At 66.7% G+C, this 24017-nt stretch carries 22 protein-coding genes; 15 read left to right on the forward strand and 7 right to left on the reverse strand.

The genetic code is table 11. The annotated features are described in order from the left end of the window. The first annotated feature begins 1 nt into the window (after window position 1). A complete protein-coding gene (locus tag DELCS14_RS16980; protein ID WP_013802746.1) occupies window positions 2–826 on the forward strand; it encodes a phosphonate ABC transporter ATP-binding protein in 825 nt (274 codons plus the stop codon). Then, window positions 817–2382, forward strand: coding sequence for a phosphate/phosphonate ABC transporter permease (locus DELCS14_RS16985; protein ID WP_013802747.1), 1566 nt, complete (start codon window positions 817–819; stop codon window positions 2380–2382). Before DELCS14_RS16980 ends, DELCS14_RS16985 begins: the two co-directional genes overlap by 10 nt. On the opposite strand, the gene DELCS14_RS16990 is transcribed toward DELCS14_RS16985, so the two are convergent. Further along, window positions 2379–3302 (reverse strand): LysR family transcriptional regulator, encoded by a 924-nt coding sequence (locus tag DELCS14_RS16990; RefSeq protein ID WP_013802748.1) that lies wholly within the window; start codon window positions 3300–3302, stop codon window positions 2379–2381. The two genes, DELCS14_RS16985 and DELCS14_RS16990, sit on opposite strands and share 4 nt — an antisense overlap. A gap of 145 nt (window positions 3303–3447) precedes the next feature. Here DELCS14_RS16990 and DELCS14_RS16995 point away from each other — a divergent pair, with 145 nt between their 5' ends. From DELCS14_RS16995 to DELCS14_RS17010, 4 genes are all read left to right on the forward strand, one after another. Next, window positions 3448–4395: a DMT family transporter gene (locus DELCS14_RS16995; protein ID WP_013802749.1), complete on the forward strand. Its 948-nt coding sequence runs from the start codon at window positions 3448–3450 to the stop codon at window positions 4393–4395. 211 nt (window positions 4396–4606) lie between these two features. Next, window positions 4607–5215 carry a peptidoglycan recognition family protein gene (locus tag DELCS14_RS17000; RefSeq protein WP_013802750.1) on the forward strand — a complete coding sequence of 203 codons (609 nt, stop codon included), beginning with the start codon at window positions 4607–4609 and terminating at the stop codon, window positions 5213–5215. Window positions 5216–5218: 3 nt separating this feature from the next. Further along, window positions 5219–5680: a hypothetical protein gene (locus tag DELCS14_RS17005; protein WP_013802751.1), complete on the forward strand. Its 462-nt coding sequence runs from the start codon at window positions 5219–5221 to the stop codon at window positions 5678–5680. Between the two features lie 140 nt (window positions 5681–5820). Further along, window positions 5821–7029 carry a hypothetical protein gene (locus tag DELCS14_RS17010; protein ID WP_228676776.1) on the forward strand — a complete coding sequence of 403 codons (1209 nt, stop codon included), beginning with the start codon at window positions 5821–5823 and terminating at the stop codon, window positions 7027–7029. 58 nt (window positions 7030–7087) lie between these two features. Here DELCS14_RS17010 and DELCS14_RS17015 read toward each other — a convergent pair whose 3' ends face one another. Both DELCS14_RS17015 and DELCS14_RS17020 read right to left on the reverse strand, forming a co-directional pair. Then, window positions 7088–7591, reverse strand: coding sequence for an NAD(P)H-dependent oxidoreductase (locus DELCS14_RS17015; RefSeq protein ID WP_013802753.1), 504 nt, complete (start codon window positions 7589–7591; stop codon window positions 7088–7090). A 55-nt stretch (window positions 7592–7646) separates the two neighbouring features. Further along, a complete protein-coding gene (locus DELCS14_RS17020) occupies window positions 7647–8618 on the reverse strand; it encodes a LysR family transcriptional regulator (protein WP_013802754.1) in 972 nt (323 codons plus the stop codon). Window positions 8619–8789: 171 nt separating this feature from the next. On the opposite strand from DELCS14_RS17020, the gene DELCS14_RS17025 reads away from it, so the two are divergent. Continuing rightward, a complete protein-coding gene (locus DELCS14_RS17025; protein ID WP_267232435.1) occupies window positions 8790–10259 on the forward strand; it encodes an MFS transporter in 1470 nt (489 codons plus the stop codon). A 24-nt stretch (window positions 10260–10283) separates the two neighbouring features. Here the strand turns inward: DELCS14_RS17025 and DELCS14_RS17030 are convergent, their stop codons facing one another. Together DELCS14_RS17030 and DELCS14_RS17035 are read right to left on the reverse strand one after the other, a co-directional pair. Continuing rightward, a complete protein-coding gene (locus DELCS14_RS17030) occupies window positions 10284–12617 on the reverse strand; it encodes a TonB-dependent receptor (RefSeq protein ID WP_228676777.1) in 2334 nt (777 codons plus the stop codon). Window positions 12618–12803: 186 nt separating this feature from the next. After that, window positions 12804–14138, reverse strand: a complete 1335-nt coding sequence (locus tag DELCS14_RS17035; protein ID WP_013802757.1) for a sigma-70 family RNA polymerase sigma factor — start codon at window positions 14136–14138, stop codon at window positions 12804–12806. Between the two features lie 32 nt (window positions 14139–14170). Between DELCS14_RS17035 and DELCS14_RS17040 the strand changes: the two genes are divergently transcribed. Further along, window positions 14171–14512, forward strand: a complete 342-nt coding sequence (locus DELCS14_RS17040; RefSeq protein ID WP_228676778.1) for a hypothetical protein — start codon at window positions 14171–14173, stop codon at window positions 14510–14512. Window positions 14513–14528: 16 nt separating this feature from the next. Here DELCS14_RS17040 and DELCS14_RS17045 read toward each other — a convergent pair whose 3' ends face one another. After that, window positions 14529–15428, reverse strand: coding sequence for a LysR family transcriptional regulator (locus DELCS14_RS17045; protein ID WP_013802759.1), 900 nt, complete (start codon window positions 15426–15428; stop codon window positions 14529–14531). Window positions 15429–15629: 201 nt separating this feature from the next. Here DELCS14_RS17045 and DELCS14_RS17050 point away from each other — a divergent pair, with 201 nt between their 5' ends. The 7 genes from DELCS14_RS17050 (at window position 15630) to DELCS14_RS30700 (ending at window position 22003) form a co-directional block, all read left to right on the forward strand. Further along, window positions 15630–16241 carry a glutathione S-transferase gene (locus DELCS14_RS17050; protein ID WP_013802760.1) on the forward strand — a complete coding sequence of 204 codons (612 nt, stop codon included), beginning with the start codon at window positions 15630–15632 and terminating at the stop codon, window positions 16239–16241. A 46-nt stretch (window positions 16242–16287) separates the two neighbouring features. After that, window positions 16288–18363 carry a pyridoxamine 5'-phosphate oxidase family protein gene (locus DELCS14_RS17055; RefSeq protein ID WP_013802761.1) on the forward strand — a complete coding sequence of 692 codons (2076 nt, stop codon included), beginning with the start codon at window positions 16288–16290 and terminating at the stop codon, window positions 18361–18363. A gap of 57 nt (window positions 18364–18420) precedes the next feature. Then, window positions 18421–19119: a hypothetical protein gene (locus DELCS14_RS17060; protein ID WP_013802762.1), complete on the forward strand. Its 699-nt coding sequence runs from the start codon at window positions 18421–18423 to the stop codon at window positions 19117–19119. A 15-nt stretch (window positions 19120–19134) separates the two neighbouring features. Then, entirely contained in the window at window positions 19135–19368 is a 234-nt protein-coding gene (locus tag DELCS14_RS17065; RefSeq protein WP_013802763.1) for a hypothetical protein, read from the forward strand. Window positions 19369–19535: 167 nt separating this feature from the next. Continuing rightward, window positions 19536–20000: a GNAT family N-acetyltransferase gene (locus DELCS14_RS17070; protein ID WP_013802764.1), complete on the forward strand. Its 465-nt coding sequence runs from the start codon at window positions 19536–19538 to the stop codon at window positions 19998–20000. 556 nt (window positions 20001–20556) lie between these two features. Then, window positions 20557–21384 carry a hypothetical protein gene (locus DELCS14_RS17075; protein ID WP_013802765.1) on the forward strand — a complete coding sequence of 276 codons (828 nt, stop codon included), beginning with the start codon at window positions 20557–20559 and terminating at the stop codon, window positions 21382–21384. 223 nt (window positions 21385–21607) lie between these two features. Then, entirely contained in the window at window positions 21608–22003 is a 396-nt protein-coding gene (locus tag DELCS14_RS30700) for a hypothetical protein (protein WP_157158293.1), read from the forward strand. Between the two features lie 68 nt (window positions 22004–22071). Here DELCS14_RS30700 and DELCS14_RS17080 read toward each other — a convergent pair whose 3' ends face one another. Continuing rightward, window positions 22072–23916, reverse strand: a complete 1845-nt coding sequence (locus tag DELCS14_RS17080) for an acyl-CoA dehydrogenase (RefSeq protein WP_013802767.1) — start codon at window positions 23914–23916, stop codon at window positions 22072–22074. Window positions 23917–24017: the final 101 nt, after the last annotated feature.

The following is a 24017-nucleotide window of genomic DNA, read 5'->3' on the forward strand; positions in this document are numbered from 1 at the left end:
CATGAGCTTTGAACTGCAAGGCGTGGGCCTGACCCACGCCGGCGGCGGCATTGCGCTGCGCGGCGTGACGCTGGCCGCACGCCAGGGCGAGGCCATTGCGCTGATCGGCCCCTCGGGCGCGGGCAAGACCACGCTGCTGTCCGTCATCGGCACGGCGCTGGCGCCCAGCCAGGGCCGGCGCAGCGTGCTGGGCGACGAGGTGCCTGCGTCCAGCGCGGGGGCTCCGCGGCTGCTGCGCGCGCGCATCGGCACGGTGCACCAGGCTCCGCCCATACCGCCGCGCCAGCGCGTGGTCACGGCCGTGCTGGCCGGGCGGCTGGGCCGGTGGCCGGCCTGGAAGGCGCTGGCCTCGCTGCTGTACCCACAGGACACCGCCGGCGCGCGCGAGGCCCTGGCCCGCGTGCAGCTGGCGGACAAGCTGTTCGCGCGCTGTGACCAGCTCTCTGGCGGGCAGCTGCAGCGCGTGGGCATTGCCCGCGTGCTCTACCAGCAGGCCGAGCTGATCCTGGCCGACGAGCCCGTGGCCGCGCTGGACCCGGCCCTGGCCCTGTCCACCGTGCAACTGCTGGTGCACGAAGCGGCCGCGCGCGGCGCCACCCTGGTGGCCAGCCTGCATGCCGTGGACCTGGCGCTGGCCTGCTTTGCGCGCATCGTGGGTATCCGCGATGGCGCCATCGCCTTCGACCTGCCGGCGGCTGAAGTCACGCAGGAACACCTGCGTGCGCTGTATGGGTCCGAGCATCCTGGCGATGATCCCTCCCGCCCTGCGTGGACACCCGCGCCCGCCGCCTTTGCCGCACCGCTGTCCGCATCCGCATGCCGTTGAGTTCCGATCTGCACGCGCTGCGTGACCCCGCCGCGCCCCGCCGCCTCGGCGCCCTGGTGCTGGCCGCCGTCGTGCTGTGGCCGCTGTTCCAGGGCGCGGGCTTCAGCCTGGACGCGCTGTTCGATCCCGGCAACCTGCAGGTCATCGGCCGCTTTCTGGCCACGTTTCTTCCGCCCGAGACCGGGCGCGACTTCCTCGGCTACCTGGGCCGCGCCACGCTGGAGACCCTGGCCATTGCCACGGCCGGCATGGCCCTGGCCTTTGTGCTGGCCGTGCCGCTGGCCTACCTGGTCACGGGCGCCGCGCGCGAGCGGCGGGCGCTCAACCCCGTCACGCGCGGCCTGCTCACCATCCTGCGCGGCGTGCCCGAGCTGGTCTGGGCTCTGGTCTTCGTACGCGTCTTCGGCCTGGGGCCGGCCGCCGGCGTGCTGGCCCTGGGCCTGACCTATGGCGGCATGCTGGCCAAGGTCTATGCGGAAATCCTGGAATCGGCCGACCCCGCTCCCGCACGCGCCCTGGCGCAGGCCGGCGCGCGCCGGCCGCTGGCCATGCTCTACGGCCTGCTGCCCCAGGCAGCGCGCGAACTGACCTCGTACACCGTCTACCGCTGGGAGTGCGCCATACGCGCCTCGGTGGTCATGGGCTTTGTGGGCGCGGGCGGCCTAGGCCAGCTCATGGACCAGGCCATGAAGATGCTCAACGGCGGCGAGGCCTCCACCATCTTGCTGACCTTCATGCTGCTGGTCTGGGGTGCCGACCTGCTCTCGCGCGGCCTGCGCCGCGCGCTGGACACGCCACCCGCCGCGCGTGCCAGCGCCTGGGGCTGGCGTAGCGCCCTCACCTGCGCCGCCCTGGCGCTGGGCGTGGCCGCCAGCTTTGCCATGCTGGAGATGGACCTGCCCTCGCTGTTCACCGGCGCGGCGGGCCGGTCCATGCTGGAATTCGTCATCAGCTTCTTCCCGCCCGACACCAGCGCCGAATGGCTGCGCAAGGTGGCCGTGGGCGTGTGGGAGACGCTGGCCATCTCCGTGGTCGGCACCCTGCTGGCGGCCGTGCTGGGCCTGCTGCTGGCGCTGCCGCGCTGGCGCGCTCCCTGGAGCCTGGTGCTCAACGTGCTCCGCTCCGTGCCCGAGCTGGTCTGGGCCACCATCACCGCCCTGGCCGTTGGCCTGGGCCCGTTCGCAGGCGCGCTGGCGCTGGCGTTGCACACGGCCGGCGTGCTGGGGCGCCTGTATGCCGAGGCCCTGCAGAACCAGCCCGCCGCCCCCACCCAAGCGCTGCGCCTGTCCGGCAGCGGCCGCGCCACGGCCTTCCTCTACGCGACGCTGCCCGGCGCCGCGCCGCAGTTGCTGGCCTACACGCTGTACCGCTGGGAGATGAACATCCGCATGGCCGCCATCCTGGGCTTCGTGGGCGCGGGCGGGCTGGGGCAGCTGCTGTACTTCGAACTGTCGCTGTTCCACTACGCCCAGGCCAGCACCGTCATCATCGCCATGCTGGCGCTGTCCGTGGCCGTGGACTGGGCCAGCGCGGCGCTGCGCAGGCGCATGGGTTAGGCCGAGGCACCCTCGCCTTCCATCTCGACCAGGTAGTCGATCAGCGCCCGCAGCTTCAGCGGCACATGGCGCGTGGGCGCATAGACCGCATGCACCACGCGCGGCGCGTACTTGCCGCACAGCGCCCAGCCCGGCAGCACGGGCGCCAGCTGCCCGGCCTGCAGCGCCGCCTGCGCCGCAAAGTCGGCCACCACGCCGATGCCCGGCCCCTGCTGCAGCGCGTGGATGATGCCCAGGCTGCTGGCAATGGTGATGGGCGTATTCACCAGCAGCCGCGTGGCGGGCGCGGCCGCAGGGTGGAGCGGACGCAATTCCACCTCGTTCTGGAACTGCCCGTAGCCCAGGCTGATGAAGGGATGCGCCAGCAGTTGCCCGGGCTCCGTGATCTGCGCATGCCGCGCCAGATAGCCGGGCGTGGCCACCAGCACATAGCGGATGGTCTTGAGCGGCCGCGCCACCAGCCCCGGCGCGATCTGGCCCAGCACGCTGATGCGCAGGCCCAGGTCCAGCCCCTCGGCCACCAGGTCCACCATGCGGTCCGTCATGTCCACCTGCACTTGCACCTCGGGCCAGCGCGCGCAAAAGCCCGGCAGCAGTGGCGACAGCCAGATATCGCCCAGCACGGCCGGCGCGCTGATCTTCAGCAGCCCGCGCGGCTGCTGGCGCAGCTGGCCGGCCAGCGCCTGCACGGCCTGGGCATCCTCCACCAGCCGCAGGCAGGCCTGGTGGATCTCCGCCCCCGCCTCGGTCAGCGAAAGCGAGCGCGTGGTGCGCTGCAGCAGCCGCAGCCCGAAGTGCGCCTCCAGCCGCCCCACGCTGCGGCTCACGGCCGAGGTCGTCAGCCCCAGCTGCCGGGCCGCGCCCGCAAAGCTCTGGTGCTCCACCACGCGGGCGAAGACCAGCATTTCATCCAGGGGCATGGCGGTATCGGGCAAGGCGCTACTCCGGTCTTTGTTGCATGGCAGGCAATATTAATTTGAATGACTGGTGGATTGTTGATTGATTGCAGGGTCCGCAAGATACGGCCATGCGCTCCATACCGAAGCGCGCCCAGGAATCCACACCATGTCCCACAGCCCCAGCCTCACCTCTGCAACCTCACCCACACGGCCTCGAACCAGCCAGGGCGGCACCTGGCGCATGCTGCTGGCCATGGCGCTTTCGGGCACCATCGGCCTGCTCGTCGTGGAAAGCGCGCTGCCGCCGCTGCTGGTCGTATTCGCCCGCTGCGTGCTGGGCGCACTGGGCCTGGGCCTGTGGCTGGCCTGGCGGCGTGAATGGGTCAGACCCCAAGGCCGGGAATGGCTGTGGCTGGCCGGGGGCGGCATCGCCCTGGTATTGAACTGGGTCGCCCTCTTCAGCGCCTACCACTACAGCTCCATCGCCGTGGCCACCGTGGTCTATCACGTGCAGCCCTTCATGCTGCTGGCTCTTTCGGCGCTGCAGGGCGAGCCCGTCGAACGCCGCAAGCTGCCCTGGCTGCTGCTGGCCCTGCTGGGCGTGGCGCTGAGCAGCGGCCTGGTCGGGCTGGACGGCATGGATGCATCGCATGCTGGAACAGGCGCGTGGGTCGGCGTCGCCCTGGCCCTGCTGGCCGCAGCTCTCTACGCAGGCACCACGGTCGCCACGCGCCGCCTGGGCCACATGCCCTCGGCCCAGATCGCCATGCTGCAGATGCTGGCGGGCGGACTGGTGCTGAGCCTGTGGGCCCTGCCCCTGCTCACCCATATCGCCGCAGCCAGCCCTCAATTGCTGTCAGCGCGCGCCGCCTCCATGGTGCTGACCCTGGGACTGGTCCATACGGCCTTCATGTACACGGTGATGTATGCCGCATTCCAGCGGCTGCCGGCGCCCGCCATTGCGGCACTGTCTTTCGTCTACCCCGCCATGGCCTTGCTGGTGGATCTGGTCTGGTTTGGCGCTGTTCCGTCAGCCGCACAGTGGGCGGGAATGGGCTTCATCCTCGTTGCAGTCGTGGGCCATCGCGCAGGCATTGCATTGCGCCGCCATTGAGCCCCTGTGAATTCCGGAGATTTCTGGAATTCATACATCCTTCATGAACCCCACCCAATTGTTTCAAGATATTTCCAATAAAGAGGTGCACAGTACATTTCGAATTATTTTTCCCCTTTCCGCCCGTATGCTCTCCCGGCTTTCCGCCATTCGCATTCATTCAGCCGGAATACAGAGGGAGAAATAATTGGCCACTATCGAAAAAGGATTGATGGTAGACAAAAGCGTCGAAGTCAAGACCTATCCGTCCATAGAGCACGGCGCCTTGCTGTCCGTCACATCCATCGTGCTACACCGCACTGACTCGTCCACGGCCGCCAGCGTGCTCAATGCCTACAAGAGCGGCCAAAAGACGGGGGCGCACTTTCTGATCGAGAAGGACGGGAAGATCTACCAAACCGCCAGTCTGGAAAAGATCTGCTGGCATGTGGGAATTCTTCAGCCGCGCTGCGTCAACGAGAGCACCTGCGATCCCACGGAACTCAAGAACATCAATGCCCTGCTGCACCAAAAGGGCCTGAGCTTCAGCAAGCGGGCCAAGAATGTGTCATCGCACGAGAACACAAAGGCCTATCCGTTGCGTTATCCGGCCAACAGCGACTCCGTGGGCATCGAGGTGGTGGGCCGTTTCCTGCCATCGACCAAGGATTACGAGGCGCCCACCCAATCGCAGCTGTTCCAGACCAAATGGCTGACCCAGCAATTGGTGGACCACTACAAGCTCAAGCTTCTGTCCGATGTCTACTCCCACGGCGCCATTGCCCGCAAGGAGGCGACGGAAGGCGCCCAATTGTTGCGCTACATCTTCACGGGGGCCTGAGCCATGCCATCCAGCACGCTTTTCAACAATCCCTCTCGCAGCCTGCGCATTGCCGCCTGGGCTGCCGTGATGCTGTGCCTGCATGCGCCGCTGCAGGCCTCATCTACTTCCACATCCACGCCCAAACACCCGGCCAAGGCGGCACCCATTTCCGTCATCGGCCCCGTCACCCGTTCCGTAGGCACGGGCGAGACCATGGGATGCGAGAAAGTCAGCCTGGACGCCGCCGACGTGGCCCGCTATTTCGCGACGGCAAAGCAAGTCTCGGCTGGCAGCTTCCATGAGGAATCCATCATCCTGCCTTGCAGTTTCAGCGGACGGCTGCTGCGCTCGGGCAAGGTCTATGAATGGAACATCAACGCCGCCGGTGCCGGCTACCTGCGCAGTGAAGATGGCGATCACGACCTGCGCTACCTGTGCCGCAAGGCCTGCGAGAAGGCATTGCCGCAGTTGACGGGGCTTTGACCTGTTGTTCAGACATTTTCTACAAAGGCGTCTAATCACTCCGATTGAGTGATGCCCCATCCTCCTGTCAAACACAGCGGATACGATGGCGCCTCCCACAATATTCCCAACAGACCATGGACCGACTGATTTCCCAAGGAATGCATTCCTTCAGCCAGGGCGACCACGCGCGCATGCATGCGCTATGGTCCGGCACCACGGTTTTCAGCCATCTGGACAACGAAGCGATTGCCAGCCTCTTGACCAGCATTCAGGCCACTGCCGAATCAGGCCAGGGTAGCGAATGGTCATGGCTGATGCTGTGCCTGGTGTATCTCGATTCCAGCGACCAATTCACCGAGGACCGCAGTGCGGCATTGCGCCAGGTCGGCGAATGGGCGCAGCGCGCACTGGCAATGTCACCAGGCAATGCCTATGGACACCGCTATTTGGGCAGTGCCCACTATTGGCTGGACGAACCCGAGCCCGCGCTGGCCGCCTACCGCAAGTCTCATGCCTTGCAGCCCCAGGTGGACTTGCAAGCCCGCATTTTCGAGATGGAGCATGCCGTGCCCTGGCGCAGCATCTTTTCCTATCCCGAGTTGGCTGATAGCCCGGCGGCACCCGACTACTACACGGCCGGCGTGACCGTGGGCAAGTGGAAGCGCCCCGACACGGATGCAGCGGCCCTGCAGGAAATCGAACGCCTGCAGACCACACTCTACGAACGCTGTCTGGAGCGCTTCGCCAGCGCCGGCACGCCGGCAAACGGCCAGGAGGCCGCGCCCGCCGCGCTGGACATCCACACCTATGCCATGTGCTGCAACAACCTGGGCGTGCTGTACAACGCGCAGGAACAGTACGAACAGGCGGCCGCCGTCCTCGAAGCCGGGCTGCAGCAGACCTGTTTCCAGGCCCTGCTGGAAAACCTGCGCCATGCCTATCGGCAACTGGGGAACCGCAAGCAAGCCACCGACCTGTCCCTGCTGCTGATGGAGGACTACGCGCTTGATACCGGCCTGTATCTGGACTGCGCGCAGACCGCATGCGCCTATCTCAACGAGACCAGCCACCACCAGGACGTCCTCGACATCGTGGCCGAAGCCGAGCGCCGCTATGCGCAGCTTTCGCAGCAGCAACAGCAAGCGCAATGGGAAGTTCGCAGCATGAGCTTCGTTCATGCGCACAAGGTCACCGCACTCAGGGCCCTGGGCCAGCTCAAGGCCTCGCACCTTCAGCCTGAACTGGTCGAGATCGCGCTGCGCCACGATCCGGACGATGCCCAGCTGCTCGGCATACGCGCCCACATGCAGGGAGCCCGGCAGCAGGTGGGTGGAAAAGGCGGATTCTGGTCGCGCCTGTTCGGCTGAACAACACCGGGCGACCGGGCCACCAAGAAATGTAGGGTACCCAAGATGCTGGCAACCCTCAAAAGACTCCCAGCGCCAGCCCGGCCCCCATCGCCTCCCCCAACGCCCGGCACTGCTCCAGCTCAGCTGCGGCAATACGCTTGGGCGCCAGGATGGCTTCGGTGGTCTGGGCGTGGGTGCAGATGATCAGGGGCTCGGCCACGGGCTTGAGGCGCCAGCCGGTGGCGATGCGGGCGATCTGGCGGGCGGCGTTCTGGCCGTCGCTGCCCGCGCAGATGAGGCTGGCATAGGGCCGGCCATTGAGGTGGTCCAGCGCCGCATAGTAGCTGCGGTCGAAGAAGTCCTTGAGCTGCCCGCTGATGGCGGCCAGGTTTTCCGGGGTGGCGAAGAGGTAGCCGTCGGCGGACAGCACATCGTCGGGGCCGGCCTCGGAGGCGTGCAGCAGGCGCACCTGCACGCCCTGGCCTTCGGCCGCTGCGCCGTCGCGCGCGGCCTCGGCCATCTGGCGGGTGCCGCCGGTCATGGAGTGGTAGACGATCAGCAGGGTCTTGCTTGCGTTCATGCCGCGAGCATAGACCGATGGTGGGAGAACCGGGCCCCTCCCGCCACGGTGCGGCTCAGGTCACCCCTCTGCCGGCCCCATCCGTCAGCGATGCCACGGAAGGCCTGATCCATTGCGGATCATCGAGCTGCCTTTGAATGCAGTCGCGCAACCATTGATGCGCGGGATCCGCCTGATGGCGCGGATGCCAGGCCATGCGCATGGGCTGCACCTGCACGTCGATGGGCAAGGCAAACACCACCAGCCCCAGCGATGCAGCCATGCCATGCGCCGTGCGTGTCGGCACGCAGGCCACCAGGTCGGTGCGGGAAGCCGCAATCAGGGCCGAGAACGAACTGGGCACCAGCAGCGCCAGCTGCCGCTGCAGGCCCAGCGCCTCCAGGGCAGCGTCCACGGGCGAGCTTTCACCCGGGCGCTGGGTGATGCCGACGTGGCGCGCGGCGGCGAACTGCGCGGCGCTCGGCCGTTGCGACTTTCTGGTGGACTTCAACAGGGGATGGCCGGCGCGCACGACGCCCACCAAGGTCTGCTCCGATATCACCAGGCTCTCGGTTTCCGGGTCCATGCTGCGAAAGCTGCCCACATCCAGGTCGATGCGGCCTTCGCGCAGGGCCCCGGGGTCGGCATGGGTTTCGGGCAGGAACTGCAGGCTGGCCAGCGGCATTTCCGCCTCCAGCGCACGCGAGAGGCTGGCACCGAAGACGACGGCAATGCCTTCGGGCGCCCGCACCACGAAGCGGCGGCGCAGGCCCGCCAGTCCTCCCGCATCGACAGGGTCCTGCAGCGCCCGCGCCTGGGCCAGCAGCGCGCGCACCGGCTCCGCCAGGGCCAGGGCGCGCGGCGTGGGCACGAGGCTGCGGCCCGCACGCACCAGGATGGGATCGCCAAACGCCTCCCTGATGCGTGCCAGCGTATGGCTCATGGCGGGAGTGCTCAGGTGCATGCGCCCGGCCGCCTGCGTCACGCTGCCCGTGCTGAGCAAGGCATCCAGTGCAATCAGCAGGTTGAGGTCGTATGTGTTCGCCATGCGAAATCATACGTTCAATACATTGCACTGTACAAAACCCACACCGCTCCCGACACTGGCGGCCGTTGCCTCAACCCAAGCCCTCGCCGCTGCACGCCCATGACGCCCACGCCCACAACCTCGCTGACTTCCCCGCCCGGTCGGCGGAACCTGCCCCGGCTTTGCTTCGCAATGCTCGTGCTGACGCTCGTCCTCGCGGCCCTGGACCAGACCATTCTTTCGACCGCCCTGCCCGTGATGGCCCGCGAACTGCCGGGCCATTGGCCGCTGGCCTGGGTGTTCTCGGCCTATCTGCTGGCGGCCACCGTGGTGATTGCGCTGTACGGCCGGCTGGCCGATGTGCTGGGCAGAAAGCCCATGCTGCTGCTGGCCATCGGCCTGTTCCTGGCCGGCTCCCTGGCCTGTGGCGCAAGCCATGACCTGCAGCAGCTGGTGTTGGCGCGTGCCCTGCAGGGCGCGGGCGGCGGCGGACTCATGACGCTGACGATGCTGACCCTTGCCGACCTGTTTGCGCCTGAGCAACGGGCCCGCTACCAGGGCCTGCTGGGCGCCGCCTATGGCGTATCGACCATGGTCGGCCCGCTGCTGGGCGGGGCGCTGGTGGAGCATCTGTCCTGGCACTGGGCGTTCTGGCTGAACGTGCCGCTCGCAGGGCTGGCCTGGGGAGTGCTGGCATGGGCGCTGCCCGCCAGGGCGGCTGCGCCGGAGGCTGCCACCGAGCCCCTGCCCCGCCAGCGCATCGACTGGCTGGGTGCCGTGTTGCTGGCCGCAGCCCTGGTCAGCCTGCTGCTGGCCACCCAGCACAGCCATCTGAATCTGCCCGAGCAGCTGTCGCTGTGGGTGCTGCTGGCCCTGGGCGCCAAGTTCGCCCTGGCATTCTTCGTGCGCCAGCGCCGCGCCACCCATCCGCTGCTGCCCCTGTCGCTGTTTGCCCACCCGGCCTACGCGGCAGTCAGTTTCCTGGCTCTGTCCACGGGCGTTGCGCTGTATGCGGCCGTTGTCTTCCTTCCGCAGTATCTGCAGATTGGCCTGCACCTGTCGCCTACCGGTTCCGCCTGGCACCTTGCGCCGCTGATGGGCGGCATCACCGCAGGGGCCATTGGCAGCGGCCGGCGCCTGCGCGCCCAGACGCCAGCCGCGTCGCTCGCCCGGGTGGCCTGCGTGCTGATGCTGCTGTCGTTCGGGCTGATCACCGCGGCCTTGCACTGGCTGCCGCAGGCGCCGCTGGCCCTGTCCGCAGGACTGCTGCCGTTGGGCCTGGGACTGGGGCTGATGTTTCCCATCATCACCGTGGTGGCGCAGCGTGTGTCGCCGGCCCGGCACCTGGGCATTGCCACGGCGGCACCCGTCATGCTGCGCAGCCTGGGCGGCGCCGCCGGCGTGGCCTTGCTGGCAGCCCTGCTCACCCATTTGATGAAACAGGAGCTGGCTGCGGCCAGCCCCCTGGCAGCACACGCCGATGCCGTCACCGCCGCGCTGGGCCACGGGCTGCAGGCCATCTTCGGCTGCGCGGCGCTGGCGGTTCTGGCGGCGTTGGCTGCCTGCCGATGGCTGCCGGCACGCAAAGCCGCAGCGCGTGACGGCCAGGGAGCCCCTGCGGCGCAGAGCGCCGCCATTCGCCGGGGTGCGGAAGGCGCCTAGGCCGCCAGGTGCCTCAGAAATGCCTCAGAAATCCACCGAAGCCGATACCACGAAGGTGCGCGGAATCATCGGCGAGACGGCGCCCCAGGACGTGACGCCGGCCCAGGCCTTGCGGTCGGCCACGTTCTGCACCGTGGCGCGCAGCGTGGTCTTGCGGCCTGCGATGCGGGTGGCGTAGCGCAGGCCCAGGTCGGTGCGTGTCCAGCCCGGGATGCGCAGGCGGTTGGCCTGGTCCACGAACTGGGCGCCGGTGTAGGCCAGGTCGCCGACCAGGGTCAGGCCTTCAAGAGCGGGCACATCCCATTCCACGCCCAGGTTGGCCAGCAGCCGCGAGGTGCCGATGGGCCGGTTGCCCACCAGCGCAGGCGTGGCCGAGCGCGTGATCTCGGGCTTGAGCCAGGTCACGCCACCGAGCAGGCGCAGGCCGCGCGCGGCCTCGCCGTAGGCATACAGCTCCATGCCCAGGTTGCGCTGCTCGCCGTTGGTCTTGTAGACGCCCTGGTCCAGGCCGCCGCTGGGTTTTTCAATGCTGAACAGGGCGGCGGTGGCCATGAAGCTGCCGAAGTCGTACTTGCTGCCCACTTCGTACTGGCGGCTCTTGTAGGGGCGAAGCACCTCGCCGTAGTTGCTGGCCGCGGGCGGCGCGATGTCGCCCTTGCTCAGGCCTTCGATGTAGTTGGCATAGAGGCTCCAGTTCGGCGCCTGGCGCCAGACCACGCCCACGGCGGGCGTGGTCACGCTCTCGTCGTAGACATTGGCGGCGCCGCCCGTGAGCACGTTGTAGTTGGTGGACTTGATGGCCTGGTGGCGCAGGCCCAGCGACAGTTGCAGCCTGTCCTGCAGCAGCGAGAGCGTGTCCACCAGGGCCAGGCTGGTGTTGCGGTTGTCATGGATGCGCGGAATGGCCGAAGGCCGCGCAATGCTCTGCGGCGCGTGGGCAATGGGCGCATAGATGTTGGACGCCACGGTGGAGCCCGCCTGCAGCGCGCGGTGAAAATCCTCGCGGTAGCTGGCCAGCTGCAGCGTGACCGAATGCTTGACACCGGCCAGCGCAAAGCGCGAGCGCAGGCCCGCGTCGATGGTGCTGCGGTCCACGTCGAACACCGCGTAGGTGGGCGTGATGCTGGTGGCGCCCGCCGCACTGGTCAGGCGCGGGGCCGAGTCGTAGATGCGGTCCACATCGGCGCGCGACTGGCCGATGTTGGCGAACAGCGTGAGCTGCTGCGTGAGGTCCAGTTCGGTGCGCAGCAGCACGGCGCGCTCGCGGTTCTTGGACCATTCCCAGGGCTGGGTCACGTTGCGCCGGCCATCCGGCGCAGCAGGCATGGAGGTGAGCCCCGTGGGCATGATGGGCCGGCCCACGCCGTCGATGCGCTCGTCCTGCGAGAGCAGGTCCAGCGTGGCACGGAAGCGCTCCACCTCGTAGTCCAGCGCCACGGCCAGCACATGGCCGTCGGTGCTTTGATGGTCCATGGACGTATCGCCGCCGTACTTGCTGGCGTTGACGCGGATGCCGTACTGGGCCTCGTCGCCAAAGCGCCGGCCCACGTCGGCGTGGGCACGCCAGAGGCTGTCCGAAGTCCAGCCCGTGGTCAGCCGCGCCACATCTTCATTGGCGCGCTTGGGAGCGATGTTGATCACGCCGCCCACCGAGCCGTTGGGCGACATGCCGAACAGCAGCGCGCCCGGCCCCTTGACCACCTCGATGCGGTCCACGTACTCGGTGCGCACGCGGTAGTTGGGGGCAATGCCGTAGATGCCGTCAAAGGCGATCTCGCCCGAGTTGCCCTCCCAGATCGGAAAGCCCCGGATATAGAGGTTGTCCACGTTGCCGCCCGGCAGCACGGTGTAGCGCACGGAAGGGTCGCGGTTCACCGCCTCGGCAATGGTGCCGGCCTGCTGGTTGCGCACGGCCTCGGACGTGTAGCTGGTGGTGCTGAACGGCGCCTGCATGTTGCCGGTATTGCCCAGCACGCCCAGGCGCACGCCCTTGGCCACCTGCCCGCCGGCGTAGGGCGCGGGCAGCAGGCTCACATACTGGTCGCCGGCCGTGACGGTGATCTCGGACAGGCGGTGCGCGTTCTCCGGCGCGTTGGCGGCAGTGGGAAGCAGGGTCAGCGTACCGCCCTCGATGCGCCCCTGCAGGCCGCTGCCCTGCAGCAATGCCGCCAGGCCCTGGCGCACATCGTGGCTGCCGTTGAGCGCCGGGGCCTGCCGGCCCTGCACCAGTTCGGAGGAGTAGGTGAGCTGCAGCCCCGCCTGGCGCGCAAACTGGCTCAGCGCCTGGGCCAGCGGCTGGGCCGGCACGTCGAAGGACACCGATTGCGCGGCGGCCAACTGCAGCTGCAGGCCCAGCACCAAGCCTGCACATGCATGAAAAACCGCTGTGCGGCGGAGGCGGAGGCGGAGGCGGAATCGGGAGGACTTGGGAGCGGACATAAGGACTTTCTGGAAGACAGGCTCATTGCGAATCGCCGGCACAGGCAGGGCGCCCGGCCTTTCATATGCAAATACGAGTCACTCCCAAAAACCCTGAAAAAAACTTCACGGCTCCGCGCGCCCGCCGCGCCGCGCAATCCGCAGGCCGCCGTCGTCCAGCACGCTGACCTGCACCGGAGCGAACTGCGGCAGCCCGCGCAGCCAGCGCTCGGTCTGGGCAATGCGCACATGGCCGCTGATGGCCAGTTGCGCCGCGCCCTCCTCCACCACCAGGCGGCGCCGCGTGTAGCGGCCCAGACGGTGGACGACGCGGCCCAGCGGTTCCTGCTCGAAGACCAGCTCGCCCTCGCGCCAGGCCGCGGGCCGTTGCTGGAGCTGCGGCTGCCAGGCAGCGCCGTCGGCATCTCCTGCCCCGCCGTCCAGGGGAATGCGCAGCGACTGGCTGTCCTGCAGCAACTGGCTGCGTCCGGTGGCCGCATGCTCCACCCGCACCTGGCCCGACTCCACCTGCACGCGCACCGCATCGGGCTCCAGTTCCACGCCAAAGCGCGTGCCCAGCACGGTCACGCGCAAGGGGCCGGCCTCCACCACAAAGGGCCGTGCCGCATCGCGCGCCACGGCAAAGAAGGCGGCGCCTTCCAGCAGCCGTGCCTGTCGCAGGTCGGCACGGTAGGTCAGCGCCACGCGGCTGGCGGCGTCCACGCGCAGCACGCTGCCATCGGGCAGTTCCAGGCTGCGCTGCACGCCCGTGGCGCTGGCCAGTTCACCTTGCCACAGCACGCGGCGGCTCCACATCTGCCAGGCGGGCCAGGCCGCGCAGGCCATGCCGGCCACGCCCAGCAGTGCGCCCAGGGCACGCCGCCGCCGCTTTCTGGAAGAGGCCTGCAAGCCCGCCTCCACCCCGCCGCGCCAGCGCAGCAAGGCGGCTTCCAGGCAGGCATCGGCCTGCATCAGGTCACGCTCCACGGTGTTCAGGGAGACCTGCAGGCGCTGGGCGATGTCGGCCTGCCGCTCGCCATGCAGGCGGTGGGCCAGCAAGGCGGCCTGCATGCGCTCGGGCAGGTCTGCAATCGTGCGCTCCACCACGGCCAGTGCCTGCCGGTACATGGCGCGGTCGGCCACATCGCCTTCGGCCTCGGGCTGCAATTGCGCCCAGTCGTCCATGCAGCGCTGCTGCGCACCGCGCTGGCGCAGCCTGTCTATCGCCAGATGCTTGGCCGTGGCAAACAGGTAGGCCCGCGCGGCTTCGAGCGTGGGCGAGCTGCCATCGGGCAGTTGCGGCGGCGCATCGGCCAGGCGCAGCCAGGTTTCCTGGGCCAGTTCCTGCGCCTCGTCACGGCTGCCGGTCTTGCCCACCAGATAGGACACCAGCTGCTGCTGGCAGGCACAGAAAAGCTGGTGCCAGCGCGCAGCGGTCCAGGAAGCGGAAGGGGTGGGCATGGCCGGGGGGAGGTGAGAAGTCGACAACGAGAATGACTATCATTCTAGTTTTGTTTGATCCAGGCAGGCTCGGCGGACTGGCCATCGAAGGCAAACTGTCCACCCATCAACATCCGGACCACATGCCCATGATCTTCCTGGCGATCACATCTACCGGCTTGGCACAGGCACTTCGCGCCGCCACCGAAAATGACTCCGTCTGGTGCGGCAGCGACGCGATTTCCGAAGCCGACTACGCCGCCCGACAATGGTCCAACCTCAGCCGCTTTGCCTACTCGCTGGAGGACCGCGTTTTGATCGACGATGCCGTGTCCACCATTGAGGAGCACCATCCGGGGCAGACGATCTGGGTCGAGGCCACGGCCGTGCGGTAGCGAAGTCTCGGGCCCGCTACCACCTCAACGCCGCCACACGCAGCGCATCCACCGCCATATCGATGAACGCCCGCACGCGATGCGCAGCATGGCGCCCTTCCCTGTGCACCACATGAATCGGCAGCGGCGGCCGCTCGAAGGGCTCCAGCACCAGGCGCAGTGCGCCGTCCTGCACGGGCTTGGCGATCTGGTAGAGCGGCAGGCGCGTGATGCCTTGCCCGGCCAGGGCGCAGTCCGCCGCAGCCTCGTTGGTCATGGACATGAGGCGCGGCTGCAGGCGCACGGCCAGGGCCTTGTCGCCTTCGAGAAACCGCCATTCGGGTGTGGAGGTGAGGCCGGATGCGGTGATGGTGGTGTGCTGCGCTAGCTCCTCGGGCCGCTGGGGCACGCCGTGGCTGGCCAGGTATGCGGGCGAGGCGCATAGCACCTGCCGCACGCTGCCCACGCGGATCGCCTGCAGCGAGGAGTCGGGCAGATCGCCGATGCGCACGGCCACGTCCACGCCCTCGTCCACCAGGCTGACCACGCGGTCCACAAACCAGCAGTTGACGTCCACCTCGGGAAACCGGCCCAGATAGTCGTGCACCACGGGCAGCACGTGCATGCGCCCGAAGTTGACCGGCGCCGTGAGCGTGAGCCGGCCGCGCGGTGCGGCGTGGGCGCTGGCGGCATGCTCGTCGGCCTCTTCCAGCTCGGCCAGGATGCGGCGGCAGCTGTCCGCATAGGCGATGCCGGCTTCGGTCACGCGCACGAAGCGCGTGGTGCGCGTGAGCAGGCGCACGCCCAGGCGCTCTTCCAGGTCGGAAACCGCGCGCGTCACCACCGAGGGCGAGACCTTGAGCCGGCGTGCGGCCGAGGCGAAGCCGCCCGTGTCCACCACCGCGAGAAATGCCGTCATGGACTGGAAGCGATCCATCTGTGCCTGCCTTGTCTGTGTCGTGTATCTGCCCGGCTGCGAGCGGCCCGCGCAGGCCTGCCCAGGTTTGCGCCGGCGCTTTGTTCGCGTTCCGGCAAGAGTGACTTGCCGCCGCCAGGGATTCTAAAGATGCGGGCGGGGAAGGAGGATACGTCCCGTGGCGCCGGCAACCGGCGCCTTCACCAACCCCAAGGAACCGCAATGAAGCTCTACCACTTTCCCCTGTCCGGCCACGCCCACCGCGCCCGCCTCTTCCTCGGCCTGCTGGGCGTGGAGCATGAGCTGGTCCACGTGGACCTGGCCAACGGCGCGCAGAAGAAGCCCGAATTCCTGGCGCTGAACCCGCTGGGCCAGGTGCCGGTGCTGGACGACAACGGCACGGTGATTGCCGACTCCAACGCCATCCTGGTCTACCTGGCGCGCAAGCTGGACCGCCAGGACTGGATGCCCCTGGGCGCACAGGCCGAGGCCGAGATCCAGAAATGGCTGAGCATCGCCGCCGGCCCCATTGCCTTCGGCCCGGCGGCGGCCCGGCTGATCACGGTGTTCAAGGCCCCCTTCCAGGCCGAGGAAGTGATAGCCCGCGCCCACGCCATCCTCGGCAAGATCGAGGCGCAATTGACCACCCGCCCCTTCCTCACCGGCGCCACGCCCACGATTGCCGACGTGGCCCTGTACAGCTACATCGCCAGCGCGCCCGAGGGCAATGTGGACCTGCAACCCTACCGCGAAGTGCGCGCCTGGCTGGGCCGCATCGAGGCGCTGCCGGGCTTCGTGGCATTCGCCCAGACACCGGCCGGCCTGCGGGCCTGAGTGCCTGAGCCACACCTCCCCTGAAACCCCGGCAAAGGAGCGCACCATGCACCCGCAACCCCTGCAAAACCCCGCCTCGCCCTGGCATGCGGGCGAACTGGCGATCCAGCAAAGCGTTGGCGTCGTGGGCCGCATGGACATGCCGGGACGCAAGTTCCTGCGGCCCTTCCTGCTGGACCAGCACCGCGAGTTCTATCCTCTGCTGCATTTCGTGGTGCTGGGCAGCGTGGATGCGCAAGGCGACGCCTGGGCCACGGTACGGGCCGGCGAGCCGGGCTTCCTGCGCTCTCCCGACCCGCTGACCTTGCATGTCGGGGCGGGCCGCGATGCGGCCGACCCGGCCGAGCCGGGCCTGGCCGATGGCGATGCCGTGGGCCTGCTGGGCATGGACCCCATGACGCGCCGGCGCAACCGGCTCAACGGCACCGTGCGGCGCAAGACAGGCGTTGATGGGGCGGGCGCCTTCGACATCGGCGTGGTCCAGAGCTTCGGCAACTGCCCGCGCTATATCCAGAACCGCAGCGTCCGGTTCGTCCGGCCTGCGGACGAGCCCACGCAGGTGCCGGCGGTCGAACTGGCATCGCTGGACCCGCGCGCGCGGGAGCTGATTGCGCAGGCGGATACGTTCTACGTGGCGTCCTACGTTGATGGGGAGGATGGCCTGCGCCAGGTCGATGTCTCCCACCGTGGCGGCAAGCCGGGCTTTGTGCGGATCGACGCCGATGGAACGCTGACCATTCCAGACTTCTCAGGCAACCTGTTCTTCATGACGTTGGGCAACTTCCTGGTCAATCCCAAGGCGGGCCTGCTGTTCATCGACTCCGAAACCGGGGAAATGCTGCAGATGACGGGCGAGGCCAGCGTCATCCTCGACTCCCCGGAAATCGCGGCCTTCGAGGGCGCCGAGCGCCTGTGGACCTTCAAGCCCCGCCGCATCGTGCGCCGGCCCGACGCCCTGCCGCTGCGCTGGAGCATGGCGGCCGACGGCTGGTCGCCCCACCTGCAGATGACCGGAAGCTGGGCCGATGCCAGCCAGCGCCTGGCCGCCGCCCGGCTGGGGCGGCAGTGGCGACGGTTCCGGGTGGCGCAGGCCGTGGATGAGAGTTCCACCATCCGCTCGCTCTACCTGGAGCCGGCCGATGGCATGGCCGCTGTGGCTCCCCTGGCCGGCCAGCACCTGCCGCTGCGCCTCACGCTGGCGGACGGCAGCCATCTGCAGCGCACCTATACGCTGTCGCTGGCACCTTCGGACGGGCGCTTGCGCATCAGCGTCAAGAGGCAAGGCCGCGCATCCAGCCATCTGCATGGCCTGAAGCCCGGCGATCTGGTCGAGGCCCGCCCGCCCGCTGGCAGCTTCACCGCCGATGCGGCCCTGCGCCGCCCCGCCGTGCTGCTGGCCGCGGGCATAGGCATCACGCCCTTGCTGGCCATGCTGCGCCACATCGTCCACGAAGGCCGGCGCACCCGCAGCCTGCGGCCCACCTGGCTGTTCCAGGCGGCTCGCACGCGCAGCGAACGGGCCTTTGACACGGAGATTGCCGAACTGGTGAAGGCCGGCAATGCCGAGGTGCACTGGGTGCGCACGCTCAGCCAGCCCGGCACGGCAAAGGCCGGCCGCGACTACGACCATGAGGGCCACATCGACATGGCCCTGTTGAAAGCCACCCTGCCCTGGGACGACTACGACTTCTACCTCTGCGGCCCGGACGCCTTCATGCAGGCCACCTATGACGGCCTGCGCGAACGCAACGTGCCCGACGAGCGCATCCACGCAGAAGCCTTCGGTCCCTCGGCCCTGAAGCGCTCCATGGCCGGTGCAGCCCCCACCGCCGAACTGCCTGCACCCGCCACACAGCCTGTCCGCATCATCTTTGCCGACTCGGCCAAGGAAGCGCGCTGGAAGCCTGGCGACGGCAGCCTGCTCGAAGTGGCCGAGGCCCGGGGGCTGGAGCCCGCCTTCGGTTGCCGAGGGGGCAGCTGCGGCGACTGCCGCGCGCGCGTGCTGCAGGGCGGGGTGACCTATGCCTCGCCACCCTCCTTCGCCGTGCCAGCGGGCGAGGCCCTGATCTGCTGCGCTGTGCCTGCGCAGGGGACGGGGGAGGCTTTGCATCTGTCGTTGTGAGGGACGGCCGCCTGGCGTAGATACACTCGACGCCATCGTCGCTCTCACCCTCGCCCCATGAAGCCTGCCACTCACCTGCCGGCCCTGCTTGCCGCAATCCTCGCCTGTCAAATAGGCTTGGCCAGCGCACAGATCACCACACCATCACCGGGCACCTATGTGCGCAAAGGCGGGGGCGGCGATCTGGTGGTGCAGGCTGGCGGCAAGTTCCACATCCAGACCGTGGGCGCCAATGGTCATACCTGCGAATTGGAAGGCACCATCACCAACGGCCGGGCCAGGATGGCGAACTCGGCCTGCGCCGTGGACTTCACGCCTGCAGGCCAGCGCGTCGGCGTCGACACGGCCACCGCCGAGGCATGCCGGGACTTCTGCGGCATGCGGGCCTGGTTCGGTGGCGATTACCTTCGGCCCACACCCGGCTGCACGGACAAGGCCATTGCCGCATCGCGCAGAAACTTCAAGCGCGCGTACGACGCCAAGGACTACCGCCTGGCGCTGACCACGCTGGCGCCGGTGCTGCAGGACTGCGATGAGGTGCTGACCGGCGTCGCCAAAGGCTGGATACGCAACGACCTGGCGCTGGCGCAGCTTCGCTCGGGCGATGCAGCCGCCTGCCGCCAGACCCTGGCCCCGCTGGCCGAGGAAGCCGGCAAGACGGATCAGGAACTGCGCGAGGCCTATCCACCCACCGATGCCGATGTGGTGCTGCCCATGCTCAAGGCCGCGCGCACCAATCTGCGCTTGTGCAGTTGAGGCGGTGCCATCGCCATGAAAGATCCCGCATCGCCCAACGCAGGAGTCTCCGGGCATTTCCGGCGTGAGGCGAAGTGGATGCTGTGGGTGCTTGGCGTGCTGCCCTTGGCGCTTGCCTTGCTGGCAGCGTGGCTGGCGCCACTGATCCTGAACCATGTGGAGAAAGACAAATGCCTGAAAGCTGGAGCACAGATCTCCAGGCAAGCCGGCAGGTGCGAACGCCCTGAACAGGCGCCCCTGAAGGAGTGACTTGCGGGCTCTCCCGTTGCCAGCCTGGCGCACGACGATGCCCTGTGCTTGGGCGTGGTGCCCATGCTGTAGCGGATCGGCGGCGGCCCGGGCGTCTTGCCCTATCCTTGTGCGCTTTCATTCCAACTGAGCAGCGCCCTTGAACAGGGCTTGACCCCTTGCCACCCATGACCGATATCCGTCCCGCCCACTTTCCCGAAGACCTCGACGCCGTGGTCCGCATCTTCCGGGAATACGTGGCCAGCCCCACCGTGAGCCTGGACTTCCAGGACTTCGAGACCGAGTTCGCCGCCCTGCCCGGCAAGTACGCCGCACCCGAGGGCTGCGTGCTGCTGGCCTGGAAAGACGGCCAGCCCGTGGGCTGCGCCGCCCTGCGCCAGGTGGATGCGCAGACAGGCGAAATGAAGCGCGTCTACGTGCGCCCCACGGTACGCGGCGAGAACCTGGGGCGCCGCCTGGTGGAAGGCATCCTGGACGCTGCGCGCCACGCAGGCTACAGCCGCATCTGCCTGGACGTGTTGCCCGAGTTCCAGGCTGCGCAGCGGCTGTATGAAAACCTGGGTTTTGTGGATGCAGAGCCGGTGAGCTTCAATCCCGTGCCGGGCACGCGTTATCTCGGACTGGATCTTTGAGGCATGCACCCTCCGGCAGGCGGCCTTCAGCGCCTGCACGGCTTCCGATGCGCTGACACCCGGTCCCCGAGTCCTCGTCTGCCAGCATTCGGCACGGTGAGACCGTAGCCCATACCCCGGTCCAACAGCCTGCCCGCAAGCGCAGCGGCGGTACGGACCACCCTCTCCCCGCATCCTTCATCCGCAAATGCCCGTGACCGAGCCGGGCAGCCTGTGCTTGTGCCCCGTGAATACCGCCCATGGCGGATGGCGCTGCCTGGGACGGAACGCTCATTGGCAGCATCTCTATTCACCTGGCATTTCAAACCTGATTTTAGGAATTGTCCTAAGGATAATTCTGAAAATGATCTGTGGGCGACTTCTTTGATTGACCTCGTGCAGGCCATGAAATCAAATGAGGACTCTTCGCACAGCAAACATCAGAAACCCGCTTGGACACTGCCAGCGGATTATTTGCCTGCTTGCAACCACTCATTTCCGTCAAATTGCCTTTATTGATCAAGGCGCATTGGCTGGAAACCTCGATTCCGCTTCTGATCCAGCGTCTCCATACACCATGCCAGCCTCCATTGCCGCCACCTTCTATCAGATCAGCTATGCCGACATGCTTGCTCGCCAAATGGAGCAAAAACAGATCGATGCCATTGTGCTCACGCCACAGGAATACGCAGACATACTGAGCGACAAGGCGCATAACAATCCTCGCCTGGCGGCTACGCTGCATGCCATGCTGACCCACAGTGCGCTTGGGCGATACTGGACACACACCGCCAGCCCGAATGCAGGCAAACCCTGGGTCGCTCCCGCCTCCCTGATGGTCAGCGACGCGTACCTCATCACCAAAACGCTGATTGCATTGGGCTTGGCCGGTGCCCGCTCCTATATCAAGACAACCGCCACAGGCACCTATATCATCATCACGGGCTACGCGGGACTTCGCCGCCAGTTGCTGCAAGGCACGCGATTCCTTGCCGCCAATCCACGCATGGTCCAGATGGGCCTGGGTATTCGCGGTCTGCAGAATGTGGCCAAGGGCGGGTTTCTTCTGAGCCTAGTGGTGGGCATCGGGATAGAGACACTGGACTTCATCTTCAATGACGAGAAGACCATGCATGATCTTGTGGGAGGGATTGGAGTGGAGGCGGTCAAGGCGGGATTGGCGACGATGATTGCAATAAGCGCGGGAGCCTTAACTGCAAGCGTTACTACTTTGGTCATTTTTCCGCTAGGAGCGATGGCGTTAGCCATATTTGCCACTGGAGCACTTCTCAACTACACAGATCAGCGATGGAAAATAAAACAAAACGTTATTACAGCCCTAAAGTCTGCAAACAATGAAAAAGCACCAGGCATATATAAACTAGATCAAAACCCCCTTCAATAAAGGCAGCTACCATCTCTCAGCACGCAAGCATCACCCAAGGATCAAGATCCAACCAAAGAATCAACTTCACAAGATACTTCGCGTCAAATCAAAAGAAAATCAATTCATTAAAATAAATATGAGAGACATAAAAAATATTCGGAAATCTGCAATATTTGGAATACCTATCAGCATTCTACTATCCGTCGGATGTTTCTGGTTTTTCTTTGCGGAAACAATCCCGATGCTGAAAGACATAAATGCTCTCGCGCCAACCATAAGAATCATGCCGGGCGCACCAACAATCTTCATGACTCCTTTCGTTTTTATTACGTTAGCACTGGTATCGGTGCTGAATTCCATCCCCTGCAACGACAGTATTCTACGAAAATCCGATAAAGCACTATCAATAATTTTCGCCCTTGGAATTTCTTCAGCACTGGTTTCTTTGATATTTATTACTCCGCTGCAGTACTATGCGATGCCTAAGCTGGGCTATACACGTTGCAATATTCTGGAAGGGCATCCCACCATATATTTCACAGACTGGGTCAAAAAGCCCGAATGGTGCGTTCGCGGAAAATCCAGGGAGTGGGTCTTGGAGCAGGCCAGGCTCTCCAGCAACCTTGAAAATCCCTGAAATAAAAAAGCGCAGACCACATGGTCCGCGCTTTTTTGCATCCTCCGGCAGCCGTGCTGCCAACTCCCTCAGAACGCCTCTTCACTCATCTGCGCGCAAGTCATGTCGCGCTCACGCACGACCTTGAGCCATGCGCCTATCCGGGGCAGTTCGTAACGGAAGAAGTAGCGCATGGCGGCCATGCGGCCAGCGTTGGCAGGTTCGGCCAGGGCGGCGTCCTTGGCGAGTACGGCCAGGGACACGTCCAGCCAGGTCCAGGCCAGTACCGTGTGGCCAAAGGCCTGCATGTAGGGCACGGCATTGGCCAGGGCCTGCTGCGGGTCGTCGGTGGCCCATGCGGCCTTGGTGGTGGCGCCGACTTCCTGCAGCGCCTTGGCCAGTTCATTGGCATGGCCGGCAAGCTCGGGCCGGGCCATGGCGCGCTGGATGGTGTCGTTGATGCGCGTGGCCAGCAGTTGCAGGCCCTTGCCGCCCTCCATGAGCACCTTGCGGCCCAGCAGGTCCATGGCCTGTATGCCGTGCGTGCCTTCATGGATCATGTTCAGGCGGTTGTCGCGCCAGTATTGCTCCACGGGGAAGTCGCGCGTGTAGCCGTAGCCGCCGTGGATCTGGATGGCCAGGGAGTTGGCCTCCAGGCAGAACTCGCTGGGCCAGCTCTTGGAGATGGGGGTCAGCACTTCCAGCAGCAGCCGGGCCTCGGCCACGGATTCGGGCGTGCCGGTGTGCTGCTCATCGACCAGGCGCGCGCAGAACAGGTTCAGCGCCAGCGCGCCTTCGCAATAGGACTTCTGCGCCAGCAACATGCGCTTGACGTCGGCGTGCTCGATGATGCGCGACTGGGGGCGCGTGGCATCCTTGCCGGCTGCACCCGGCGCCCCCTTGATCGGCCGGCCCTGCGGGCGGCTCTGCGCATAGTCCAGGCTGGCATGGTAGCCGGCCAGGCCCAGCATGGTGGCGGCCATGCCGATGGAAATGCGGGCCTCGTTCATCATGTGGAACATGCATTTGAGGCCCTCGCCGGGCTTGCCGACCAGGTAGCCCACGGCCCCGGCACCGCCGCGCACGGGAAAGCGCCCTTCCCCGAAGTTCAGCAGCGTATTGGTGGTGCCGCGCCAGCCCAGCTTGTGGTTGAGGCCGGCCAGGGCCACGTCGTTGCGCTCGCCGGTGAGCTGGCCTTCGGTGTCCACGAGCTTCTTGGGCACGATGAACAGCGAGATGCCCCGCACGCCGGGCACGGGCTTGCCATCGGGGCCGGGGATCTTGGCCAGCACGAGGTGGACGATGTTCTCGGTCAGCTCATGGTCGCCCGCGCTGATCCACATCTTGTTGCCCTTGAGGCGGTAGCGCGGACCCAGCGCATCGCTCTCGAAATCGGCGCCATCGGGCTCGGCACGGGTGGCAATGTCGCTCAGCGAGGAGCCGGCCTGAGGTTCGGACAGGCACATGGTGCCGGCCCAGCGGCCGTTGAATTCATTGATGGCAAAGACCTGTTTTTGCATGTCCGTGCCGTGGGCCATGATGGCATTGGCATTGCCCGAGGTCAGCATATTGGAGCCGATGCTGATGGAGGCCGCCGCGAAGAAGCTGTTGGCTGCCGCCTCCACCGTATAGGGCAGTTGCATGCCACCGATGTCGTAGTCCTGGGCGGCGCTGAGCATGCCCGAGTCGGCATAGGCCTGGCGCGCATCGTGGGTGCATTGGGGCAGGATGACTTTCTCGCCGTCGAACTGCGGCTCCTGCGTGTCCACGGTGCGGTTGAAGGGGGCGTATTTCTCGCGGGCGATGCGCTCGCAGGTGTCGAGCACGGCATCGAAGGTGTCGCGCGAATGGTCGGCAAAGCGCTCACGCTCGCCCAGCGCATCGGCGCGCAGCCATTCATAGAGCAGGAAATCGATGGTGGAACGCAGGCGCATGGTGATGTCCGGAATCAAAAAAGAAGCCGCAGGCGCCGCCAGAGGGAGCGCGTGCGGCCAACAGGAGTAACGGGAACAGGCGGTGGCGGCCGCAGCCGCCA

The organism is Delftia sp. Cs1-4 (assembly GCF_000214395.1).
GTDB classification, from domain to species: domain Bacteria; phylum Pseudomonadota; class Gammaproteobacteria; order Burkholderiales; family Burkholderiaceae_C; genus Comamonas; species Comamonas acidovorans.

What these genes read in the sequence shown, in the direction of transcription:
- DELCS14_RS17025 (WP_267232435.1), top strand. Translation starts at nt 8,790, where the DNA reads ATGCTCGTGCTGACGCTCGTCCTCGCGGCCCTGGACCAGACCATTCTT.
- DELCS14_RS17070 (WP_013802764.1), top strand. Translation starts at nt 19,536, where the DNA reads ATGACCGATATCCGTCCCGCCCACTTTCCCGAAGACCTCGACGCCGTG.
- DELCS14_RS17005 (WP_013802751.1), top strand. Translation starts at nt 5,219, where the DNA reads ATGCCATCCAGCACGCTTTTCAACAATCCCTCTCGCAGCCTGCGCATT.
- DELCS14_RS17080 (WP_013802767.1), bottom strand. Translation starts at nt 23,916, where the DNA reads ATGCGCCTGCGTTCCACCATCGATTTCCTGCTCTATGAATGGCTGCGC.
- DELCS14_RS30700 (WP_157158293.1), top strand. Translation starts at nt 21,608, where the DNA reads ATGCTGAAAGACATAAATGCTCTCGCGCCAACCATAAGAATCATGCCG.
- DELCS14_RS17045 (WP_013802759.1), bottom strand. Translation starts at nt 15,428, where the DNA reads ATGGATCGCTTCCAGTCCATGACGGCATTTCTCGCGGTGGTGGACACG.
- DELCS14_RS16985 (WP_013802747.1), top strand. Translation starts at nt 817, where the DNA reads ATGCCGTTGAGTTCCGATCTGCACGCGCTGCGTGACCCCGCCGCGCCC.
- DELCS14_RS17035 (WP_013802757.1), bottom strand. Translation starts at nt 14,138, where the DNA reads ATGCCCACCCCTTCCGCTTCCTGGACCGCTGCGCGCTGGCACCAGCTT.
- DELCS14_RS17015 (WP_013802753.1), bottom strand. Translation starts at nt 7,591, where the DNA reads ATGAACGCAAGCAAGACCCTGCTGATCGTCTACCACTCCATGACCGGC.
- DELCS14_RS17020 (WP_013802754.1), bottom strand. Translation starts at nt 8,618, where the DNA reads ATGGCGAACACATACGACCTCAACCTGCTGATTGCACTGGATGCCTTG.
- DELCS14_RS16995 (WP_013802749.1), top strand. Translation starts at nt 3,448, where the DNA reads ATGTCCCACAGCCCCAGCCTCACCTCTGCAACCTCACCCACACGGCCT.
- DELCS14_RS16990 (WP_013802748.1), bottom strand. Translation starts at nt 3,302, where the DNA reads ATGCCCCTGGATGAAATGCTGGTCTTCGCCCGCGTGGTGGAGCACCAG.
- DELCS14_RS17040 (WP_228676778.1), top strand. Translation starts at nt 14,171, where the DNA reads ATGACTATCATTCTAGTTTTGTTTGATCCAGGCAGGCTCGGCGGACTG.
- DELCS14_RS17010 (WP_228676776.1), top strand. Translation starts at nt 5,821, where the DNA reads ATGCATTCCTTCAGCCAGGGCGACCACGCGCGCATGCATGCGCTATGG.
- DELCS14_RS17055 (WP_013802761.1), top strand. Translation starts at nt 16,288, where the DNA reads ATGCACCCGCAACCCCTGCAAAACCCCGCCTCGCCCTGGCATGCGGGC.
- DELCS14_RS17050 (WP_013802760.1), top strand. Translation starts at nt 15,630, where the DNA reads ATGAAGCTCTACCACTTTCCCCTGTCCGGCCACGCCCACCGCGCCCGC.
- DELCS14_RS17060 (WP_013802762.1), top strand. Translation starts at nt 18,421, where the DNA reads ATGAAGCCTGCCACTCACCTGCCGGCCCTGCTTGCCGCAATCCTCGCC.
- DELCS14_RS17000 (WP_013802750.1), top strand. Translation starts at nt 4,607, where the DNA reads ATGGTAGACAAAAGCGTCGAAGTCAAGACCTATCCGTCCATAGAGCAC.
- DELCS14_RS16980 (WP_013802746.1), top strand. Translation starts at nt 2, where the DNA reads ATGAGCTTTGAACTGCAAGGCGTGGGCCTGACCCACGCCGGCGGCGGC.
- DELCS14_RS17065 (WP_013802763.1), top strand. Translation starts at nt 19,135, where the DNA reads ATGAAAGATCCCGCATCGCCCAACGCAGGAGTCTCCGGGCATTTCCGG.
- DELCS14_RS17075 (WP_013802765.1), top strand. Translation starts at nt 20,557, where the DNA reads ATGCCAGCCTCCATTGCCGCCACCTTCTATCAGATCAGCTATGCCGAC.